Origin of the sequence: Streptomyces sp. PU-14G (assembly GCF_041028275.1) — a bacterium.
Taxonomy (GTDB): domain Bacteria; phylum Actinomycetota; class Actinomycetes; order Streptomycetales; family Streptomycetaceae; genus Streptomyces.
Genome location: NZ_JASKYT010000283.1, coordinates 1 through 9,274 on the forward strand (window position 1 = coordinate 1; position 9,274 = coordinate 9,274).

At 67.9% G+C, this 9,274-nt stretch carries 4 protein-coding genes and 2 rRNA genes; 1 reads left to right on the forward strand and 5 read right to left on the reverse strand.

Annotation, left to right across the window (positions count from 1 at the left end; genetic code table 11):
- The 3 genes from AB8Z75_RS25895 to AB8Z75_RS25905 all read right to left on the reverse strand — a co-directional run.
- Nucleotides 1-619: ribosomal RNA gene (locus AB8Z75_RS25895) — 23S ribosomal RNA — on the reverse strand; the annotation flags it as partial.
- Nucleotides 620-921: 302 nt separating this feature from the next.
- Nucleotides 922-2,450 (reverse strand): 16S ribosomal RNA (locus AB8Z75_RS25900).
- A 662-nt stretch (nucleotides 2,451-3,112) separates the two neighbouring features.
- Complete coding sequence (locus AB8Z75_RS25905; protein WP_114019223.1) at nucleotides 3,113-3,649, reverse strand: MarR family winged helix-turn-helix transcriptional regulator; 537 nt, start codon at nucleotides 3,647-3,649, stop codon at nucleotides 3,113-3,115.
- A 152-nt stretch (nucleotides 3,650-3,801) separates the two neighbouring features.
- On the opposite strand from AB8Z75_RS25905, the gene AB8Z75_RS25910 reads away from it, so the two are divergent.
- On the forward strand, nucleotides 3,802-5,235 hold the full coding sequence (locus AB8Z75_RS25910; protein ID WP_369206001.1) for an MFS transporter: 1,434 nt from the start codon (nucleotides 3,802-3,804) through the stop codon (nucleotides 5,233-5,235).
- A gap of 110 nt (nucleotides 5,236-5,345) precedes the next feature.
- Here AB8Z75_RS25910 and AB8Z75_RS25915 read toward each other — a convergent pair whose 3' ends face one another.
- Both AB8Z75_RS25915 and AB8Z75_RS25920 read right to left on the reverse strand, forming a co-directional pair.
- Nucleotides 5,346-7,010, reverse strand: coding sequence for a SpoIIE family protein phosphatase (locus tag AB8Z75_RS25915; RefSeq protein WP_369206003.1), 1,665 nt, complete (start codon nucleotides 7,008-7,010; stop codon nucleotides 5,346-5,348).
- Nucleotides 7,011-7,794: 784 nt separating this feature from the next.
- Nucleotides 7,795-9,249, reverse strand: coding sequence for an NAD(P)/FAD-dependent oxidoreductase (locus AB8Z75_RS25920; protein ID WP_369206005.1), 1,455 nt, complete (start codon nucleotides 9,247-9,249; stop codon nucleotides 7,795-7,797).
- Between the last annotated feature and the right edge of the window lie 25 nt (nucleotides 9,250-9,274).

Here is a 9,274-nt window from a genome sequence, read left to right on the forward strand (position 1 = left end):
CGGCTTGTAGGCACACGGTTTCAGGTACTCTTTCACTCCGCTCCCGCGGTACTTTTCACCATTCCCTCACGGTACTATCCGCTATCGGTCACCAGGGAATATTTAGGCTTAACGGGTGGTCCCGCCAGATTCACACAGGATTTCTCGGGCCCCATGCTACTTGGGTGGCTTCCAAACGAGCCGCTGACATTTCAGCTACGGGGGTCTTACCCTCTACGCCGGGCCTTTCGCATGCCCTTCGCCTACATCAACGGTTTCTCACTCGCCTCATGGCCGGCAGACCATAAAAGAAAGCTCCCACAACCCCGCATGCGCAACCCCTGCCGGGTCTCACACACATACGGTTTAGCCTCCTCCGGTTTCGCTCACCACTACTCCCGGAATCACGGTTGTTTTCTCTTCCTACGGGTACTGAGATGTTTCACTTCCCCGCGTTCCCTCCACACCGCCTATACATTCAGCGGCAGGTGACAGCCCATGACGACTGCCGGGTTCCCCCATTCGGACACCCCCGGATCACAGCTCGGTTGACAACTCCCCGGGGTCTATCGCGGCCTCCCACGTCCTTCATCGGTTCCTGGTGCCAAGGCATCCACCGTGCGCCCTTAAAAACTTGGCCACAGATGCTCGCGTCCACTGTGCAGTTCTCAAACAACAACCAGCCACCCACCACCCCACGGACACCCGCGAGTTCACTGGGACCGGCACCGAAGGACGACCCACGGCCGCGCCCTCAGACACCCAACAGCGCGCCCGACACCCCCACCCGACGACCACGTTCCACACTCCGAAGAGCAGTACTAGCCATCACCGTGCAAGAGTGCCGAATAGTCAACGTTCCACCCATGAGCAAACCACCGTCAGACATTCGCTGACGTAGTAGGCCTTGGCTACCGTATGCGGCAGCAAGATGCTCCTTAGAAAGGAGGTGATCCAGCCGCACCTTCCGGTACGGCTACCTTGTTACGACTTCGTCCCAATCGCCAGTCCCACCTTCGACGATTCCCTCCCACAAGGGGTTGGGCCACCGGCTTCGGGTGTTACCGACTTTCGTGACGTGACGGGCGGTGTGTACAAGGCCCGGGAACGTATTCACCGCAGCAATGCTGATCTGCGATTACTAGCGACTCCGACTTCATGGGGTCGAGTTGCAGACCCCAATCCGAACTGAGACCGGCTTTTTGAGATTCGCTCCACCTCGCGGCATCGCAGCTCATTGTACCGGCCATTGTAGCACGTGTGCAGCCCAAGACATAAGGGGCATGATGACTTGACGTCGTCCCCACCTTCCTCCGAGTTGACCCCGGCAGTCTCCCGTGAGTCCCCAACCTCCCAAAGGAGTTGCTGGCAACACAGGATAAGGGTTGCGCTCGTTGCGGGACTTAACCCAACATCTCACGACACGAGCTGACGACAGCCATGCACCACCTGTACACCGACCCAAAGGGGGCGACCATCTCTGGCCGTTTCCGATGTATGTCAAGCCTTGGTAAGGTTCTTCGCGTTGCGTCGAATTAAGCCACATGCTCCGCCGCTTGTGCGGGCCCCCGTCAATTCCTTTGAGTTTTAGCCTTGCGGCCGTACTCCCCAGGCGGGGAACTTAATGCGTTAGCTGCGGCACGGACGACGTGGAATGTCGCCCACACCTAGTTCCCAACGTTTACGGCGTGGACTACCAGGGTATCTAATCCTGTTCGCTCCCCACGCTTTCGCTCCTCAGCGTCAGTATCGGCCCAGAGATCCGCCTTCGCCACCGGTGTTCCTCCTGATATCTGCGCATTTCACCGCTACACCAGGAATTCCGATCTCCCCTACCGAACTCTAGCCTGCCCGTATCGAATGCAGACCCGGGGTTAAGCCCCGGGCTTTCACATCCGACGCGACAAGCCGCCTACGAGCTCTTTACGCCCAATAATTCCGGACAACGCTCGCACCCTACGTATTACCGCGGCTGCTGGCACGTAGTTAGCCGGTGCTTCTTCTGCAGGTACCGTCACTTGCGCTTCTTCCCTGCTGAAAGAGGTTTACAACCCGAAGGCCGTCATCCCTCACGCGGCGTCGCTGCATCAGGCTTGCGCCCATTGTGCAATATTCCCCACTGCTGCCTCCCGTAGGAGTCTGGGCCGTGTCTCAGTCCCAGTGTGGCCGGTCGCCCTCTCAGGCCGGCTACCCGTCGTCGCCTTGGTAGGCCATCACCCCACCAACAAGCTGATAGGCCGCGGGCTCATCCTGCACCGCCGGAGCTTTCCACACGGAGACCATGCGATCCCGTGTCATATCCGGTATTAGACCCCGTTTCCAGGGCTTGTCCCAGAGTGCAGGGCAGATTGCCCACGTGTTACTCACCCGTTCGCCACTAATCCCCCACCGAAGCGGGTTCATCGTTCGACTTGCATGTGTTAAGCACGCCGCCAGCGTTCGTCCTGAGCCAGGATCAAACTCTCCGTGAATGCTTCAATCATCCACAGGAAGAGCGGAACAGGCCGGAGGAATAATCCAACCCGTCCACAGCGTCCTCGCTGTTGTGTATTTCAAAGGAACCTCAACCCACCGGAACAACCCGGCAGGTCGGGGTATCAACATATCTGGCGTTGACTTTTGGCACGCTGTTGAGTTCTCAAGGAACGGACGCTTCCTTCGAAACGAATCGGTCCTGACGATGCAGTACCGGTTTCTCCGGACGTTTGCCCTTTCGGTGTCTCCGACTCTATCAGATCCGTTTCCCGGCCCGTTTCCGTGCCGTTCTTCCGAATCGGATTCCCCTGTCGGCGGGGCGCCTTCCGGCTGGTCTCTACTTTAGAGCCTTTTCCCTCCGGCTCCAAATTGAGCCGACCGCAGAAGAAATTCGGCATGCCGAATAGACCCCTGCGAAGGGAGAGCGTGCTCTCGAAGTGGTACCCGCCGGAGTGGCGAAGAGGAGTCGCCGCGAAACCAGGACGGCTTTGCGGCAACCCGATGAACCTTACGGATCACTGGTCGTACTGTCAACCAGGGTCGGCAGCCCCCTCCTCACCGGAAGCGGCGGGAACCCCCGCGCCCGGTCAGCCGCGGCCGGACAACCGCGGCCGGAGAGTCGCGCCGGTCGGGTGGAGACCGGACAAGCCGTGACCGGTCAGTCGAGGTCGGTCAGTCGGCCGCCGGCGTCGTGCTGGGCGTGCTCGACGCGGCGCAGGAGGCGGGTGAGCATCTCGCCCAGCTGGGTGCGCTCTGTCGTGGAGAGGTCCTGAAGGAGGTCCTCCTCGAAGACCGAGGCCTTGCGCATGACCTCCAGCCACTTCTCGCGGCCGGTGTCGGTGAGACCGATGATGACGCGGACGCGGTTGTCTGGGTCGCGCTCGCGGGTGACCAGGTCCTGGCCGAACATGCGGTCGATGCGGTGGGTCATGGCCGCCGGGGTGAGGCCGAGGCGCTTGGCGATGGTGCCGGGCCACAGTTGGTAGGGGCTGCCGGCCATGACGAGCTCCTTGAGCACCTCCCACTCCGGGCTGCTGAGGCCGAGGGTGGCGAGCTGGCGGCCGTAGGCGACGTTCATCCGGCGGTCCAGCCGGCTCAGCGCGTTGACCACCTTCTCGACCTGGGGGTCGAGGTCGCGGTACTCGCGCTGGTAGATCGCGATCTGCTCGTCGAGGGTCGGTTGTCGGTCCGGCATGTGGTCAGTATCCCATGGCAACTCGTTCGCCCTAAACGGTTGCCCTGTGTATTCTTTAGTATCGAACTTTAGCTTCGAACTCTTCGGGTTCGGCGCCCGTCTTCCCCTCCATCCCTACTTCTCGATCTAGGCAGGTGAGTGTGACCACGGCGATGGCCGCCGCGCTGCGGCGGATCCAGCTCGGTAACGCGCTGGCAGCTTTCGGCAACGGCTTCACGGTGCCGTTCCTCTTCGTGTACGTCGCGCGGGTGCGTGATCTCGGTGACGGCACCGCAGGTGCGGTGCTCGCCGCGTTCGCCGCAGCGGCGCTGGTCGTGCTGCCCTTCACAGGCCGCGTGATCGACCGGAGCGGACCGCTCGTCATGGTCGTCATCGGTGCGGTCTCGGCCGCACTCGGTGCGCTGGGGTTCGGGCTGTCGACCACCGCGCCCGCCGTGCTGGCCGCCTCGGCCGTGATGGGCGCAGGCATCGCCGTACTCCAGCCGGCGCTCGCGACGATGATCGTCTGGTGCTCGACCCCCGGTACGCGTTCACGGGCCTTCGCCACCCAGTTCTTCCTCAACAACCTCGGGCTGGGCGTCGGCGGGCTGCTCGGCGGCATGCTCGTGAACGAGCACGACCCCGCGAGCTTCACCCTGCTGTTCTCCATCGAGGCGGTGATGTTCCTCGTCCTGCTCGCCGTCCTGGTGACGGTCAGGGTGGCGCGGCCCGTCGAGGTGGCGGGCGGTTCCGGTGCGGGCCCCGCCTCCGGTGCCGCGCGGGGTTCCGGGTGGGGCGTGCTGCTGCGCGACCGTCCGATGGTGCTGCTCGGCGTCCTGGGCTTCGTGATCTTCTTCGCGTGCTACGGGCAGTTCGAGTCGGGGCTGTCCGCGTACGCCGTCGAGGTCACCCACATCTCCACCGCGACCCTGGGGACGGCGTTGGCGGCGAACACGGCGATGATCGTGCTCGCGCAGTTCGTGGTGCTGCGGCTGGTGGACGGGCGCAGGCGCAGCCGGGTGGTCGCCCTGGTGGGTGTCATCTGGACCGTCGCGTGGTTGGCCGCCGGGGCGTCCGGGCTCGTGCACGGGGCGCAGGCCGTGGCGACCGCGCTCCTCATCGGTACGTACGCGCTGTTCGGCGTCGGCGAGACGATGCTCTCGCCGACGGTGGCCCCGATGGTCGCGGACCTGGCGCCCGCGCGGCTCGTGGGCCAGTACAACTCGGCTTTCGCCCTGGTCAAGCAGCTCGCTCTCGCCATCGGGCCCGCCGTGGGCGGAGCGATGGCCGCAGCCGGCGCGTGGTCGACGTACATCGTCATGCTGGTGCTGTGCTGCCTCGCCGTCGTCTCACTCGCCTTCCTGCTGGGCCGGAGGCTGCCCGAGCGGGTCGACCGGCCGGGTTCGGTCGTCGTGGCGCGCGGCGGCTCCCGTTCCGGCAGCGGCGTGGGGGCGCCGGAGGCCGCGGCTGCGACGTCGTCCGAGAGCGCTGTGTCACCCGAGCCTGCGGTGCTGTCCGAGGGCGCCGTGCCGTCGGAGGACGCCGTGCCGTCGGAGGACGAGGCGCCGTCCGGTGGTGCGGGGGAGCGGGTGCCCAGCGTCGCGTGACCGTGCTCCGGGAGCGTGACCGTGCTCCGGGAGCTGTCTCTGCGGCCGTCCCGCCACCCGCCCGGCCCGCCCCTTCCCGAACGGAGGGGGCGGGACTCGTTCCCGGCCGACTATGCGCTCGGAAGAGCGAATTCGCACCACACCGATTTGCCGCCCCCGGGCGTTCTGCGGCAGCCCCACGAGGACGCGATCGTCGCGACGATCGAGATCCCCCGTCCCGACTCGTCGCCCGGTTCGGCACGGCGGCGCCGCGGCAGGTGATCGTCCCCGTCGGTGACCTCGACGATCAGACGGCGGTCGGTGCGGCGGAGGCGCAGCCGCATGGGCGGGGTGCCGTGTTGCAGCGAGTTGGCGACGAGTTCGCTGGCGGCCAGCACGCCCAGGTCGCGGAGCTCCACCGGAAAACGCCAGGAGGCCAGCACGCCCGACGCGAAGGCGCGGGCGCGCGGGGCGGCCTCCGTGCCGCCGAGCAGGTCCAGCGCCGCGTTGTGGAACAGCTCGGCGTCCGTGCCGGTGCGCTCAGGGTGCTGGCAGACGAGAACGGCCACGTCGTCGTCGTGGTCCTCGGTGATCCCCAGGGCGCGCAGCAGCCGGTCGCAGACGATGTCGGGGGAGCCGGTCGCGCCGGCGAACGCGGCTTCCAGCGCGGCCACGCCCTCGTCGATGTCGGCGTCCCTGCGTTCGATCAGCCCGTCGGTGTACAAGACGGCTGCCGCGCCCGGCGGCAGCGGCACGCTGCCGGAGGTGTGCAGCCAGCCACCCGTGCCCAGGGGCGGCCCTGTGTGGTCGGTGGCGCTCCGGACGGTGCCGTCGGGGTCTCGTACGAGGACGGGCACGTGGCCGGCGGACGCGTAGCTCAGATGGCCCTCGCTGGGATCGTGGACCGCGTAGACGCAGGTGGCGATCTGGGTGGCGTCGATTTCGGCGGCGAGGTCGTCGAGAAGTTGCAACACCTCGTGCGGCGGCAGGTCCAACCGGGCGTAGGCCCGCACAGCTGTACGGAGCTGGCCCATGACGGCGGCAGCCCGGACACCGCGCCCCATGACATCGCCGATGACCAGCGCTGTGCGACCGGCGCCCAGCGTGATCACGTCGTACCAGTCGCCTCCGACGGCAGCGTCCGTGCCGCCCGGCTGGTACGTGGCCGCCACCCGCAGGTCGTCGGGCTGTTCCAGCTCCTGGGGGAGCAGGCTCCGCTGCAGCGTGACGGCGGCCTCTCGCTGGCGGCGCTCGCTGGCGCGCAGCCGTTCGACGGCCTCTACCTGGTCGGTCACCTCGGCGGCGAAGATCAACACCCCGCTGTCGTCCGACGTGGTGATGGGTGTGCAGGTGAACGTGTAGTAATGGCCCGTACGGCGCCTGGGTTCCGGACGCGTGGCTCCCTTGGCACCACCGTCCGCGGCTCCCTTGGCACGACCATCCGTGGTCCCCTTTGCACGACCATCCGTGGCTCCCTTCGGGACGCCCGGGCCTCCCTTGGAAACGCCGGAGCCTCCCAGCGGGCCGCCGGACATCGTCTCCGTCTGACGCTCCTGCACCCTGCGGGACTTGACCGTACGGGGCGTGCCGCTGCGGCGCACCTGGTCCATCAGCGGGAGCAGACCGAGCTCCACCAGTTCGGGCAGCGCCTCGCGAGCCGCTGCCCCGGTGGGGCGCGGGCCGAAGACCCGGGTATAGGCGTCGTTGACGAACGCGATGCGGTGCTCGGGCCCGTGGACGATGGCGACCAACGCGGGGACCTGGCCCAGCAGGTCGTGCACGGGCAGGGCGTCGATGCCACCGCGCTGCCGTGGCGGTCGTGCGCCGCTCCTGGCTCCCGACCTTGCCGTGTCTCCCTTGCCGTGGGGCGGATCCGTCTCGGAGCGGGGGCGGCCACGGGCGCCGGGGACGGTGGGCGCGTCCGCGTGGGCTGACGGCACGGGCGGGCGCCCTCCGTGCGCGTACGCTTCCGCGTCCGCCCGCGAGTCCGGGGCCGCCCGCGAGCCCGCGTCCACCTGCGAGTCCGTGTCCGTCTGCGTGTCCGTGTCCGTCTGCGTCTGCGTGTCCGTGTCCGTGCTCGTCCGCCTGTCCAGGTTTCCCTGCGCGTGCGGGCGCGCGTTGACGTCCGCACGGGCGCTGTTGCCCGCTTGCGGGCTCGTGTCCGGATCCGGCTCCCTGTCCGCCGCGTGCGGATGTGTGGCCACGTGGGAGTCGGTGCAGCCGCCGGCGCCCTCGTCGCCGTTGCTTTCGCCGTCTCCCTCACTGCCGCCGCCGGAACGGTCGACGTGAGCGGGGCCGGACGACTGCGCTCGCGCCTTTATCGCGGCCTGGGCGGCGGCGGTCCGCCGCTGTGTGCCGGGCAGTCGGGCGCTCCAGCGCGTGAAGTTCACGTCGTCCGATTCCTCATGTGGTTCGCGGTGTTCGCTCGGGTCGCTCGGGGGCCGCTCAAGGATCACTCTTCGCAGACGCGGGCCCACCCATGGTCACACGTCCAGTGTGGCGCACCGCGCCGACATTCGTCAGACGCCGCTGTGCGGCGGCCACTTGCCGACGCGGCGGCAGGTCAGCTACCCGGCGAGGTCAGTCCGTGTCGGGACGCCGTACGGTGCCTGCCGCCATCTCGAACTCGGCACGGGGGTGCTCAAGGGAGCCCAACGAGACGATCTCCCGTTTGAACAGCCCGGAGAGCACCCATTCGGCCAGCACGCGGGCCTTTCTGTTGAAGGTCGGCACGCGGCTGAGGTGGTACGCGCGGTGCATGAACCAGGCAGGGTAGCCCTTGAACTTCCGTCCGTACACGTGCGCGACGCCCTTGTGCAGCCCGAGGGAGGCGACGGAGCCGGCATACGCGTGCCGGTACGGGGTGGGCTCCGCCCCTTCGAGCACCGCCGCGACGTTGTCGGCGAGGCAGCGTGCCTGGCGCACGGCGTGCTGGGCGTTGGGGGCGCAGAGGGGCGGTTCGGCACCACCCCGGTCTCCTCCCCCGTGCGACGCGCTCGCGGCGTCACCACTGCGCACCGGCCCGGCGGCGTCGTTGCGCACCGGCCCGGCGGCATCGTTGCGTCTCGAAGCAGAGTCGCCGCTGTGCGCCGTCCCGCCGATGTCGTCCATCGCCGTCAGGTCGGGTACGGCTGCCGCGTCACCCGCCGCCCAGGCATGCTCCGTACCCGTGACGCGGAGCGTCGTCTCGCACTGGAGCCTGCCGCGGGAGGTGAGGGGGAGGCCGGTACGGGCCAGTAGGGGGTGCGGTTTGACGCCCGCCGTCCACACCAGGGTGCGCGTGGGGTGGCGGGAGCCGTCGCTGAGGGCGGCGATCCGTCCCTCGCAGGAGTCCAGGCGCGTGCCGAGACGGACGTCGACGTTCCGGGCGCGCAGCTCGCGCAGCGCGTATCCGCCCATCTCCTCGCCGACCTCGGGCAGGATCCGGTCACTGGCCTCCACCAGGAGGAAGCGCAGGTCGTCGGCCTCGATGTTGTGGTAGTAGCGGCAGGCGTAGCGGGCCATGTCCTCCAGCTCCGCCAGCGCCTCCACCCCCGCGTAACCCCCGCCGACGAAGACGAAGGTGAGGGCCGCGTCGCGGACGCCCGGGTCGCGGGTGGAGGAGGCGATGTCGAGCTGTTCGAGCACGTGGTTGCGCAGCCCGATGGCCTCCTCGACCGTCTTGAACCCGATGCCGTGCTCGGCCAGACCCGGCACCGGGAGAGTCCGGGAGACCGAGCCGGGTGCCAGCACCAGTTCGGTGTAGGGGAGTTCGAGGGTCGACGGCTCACGTCGGGGCCCCGGGCCCGACTGGGCGGCACGTGCGGCGTCGGCCTCCGCGGTGGCGAGGGTGGTGATGTGCGCGACCCGGCGCTCGTGGTCGATGCTGCGGGCCTCACCGACGATGACCTGGCAGCGCGGCAGGACGCGGCGCAGCGGGACGACGACGTGACGCGGCGAGATCGATCCCGCGGCGGCCTCCGGCAGGAACGGCTGGTACGTCATGTAGGGGTCCGGGTCGAGGATCGTGATGGTGATCCCCGAGGGGGACGGCAGCGGAAAGGAGGGCGGGGGATGCGGC

Bases quoted from the DNA above. Each gene is read 5' to 3' on its own strand.
- AB8Z75_RS25905 (WP_114019223.1), bottom strand. From the start codon at position 3,649: ATGCCGGACCGACAACCGACCCTCGACGAGCAGATCGCGATCTACCAG.
- AB8Z75_RS25910 (WP_369206001.1), top strand. From the start codon at position 3,802: ATGGCCGCCGCGCTGCGGCGGATCCAGCTCGGTAACGCGCTGGCAGCT.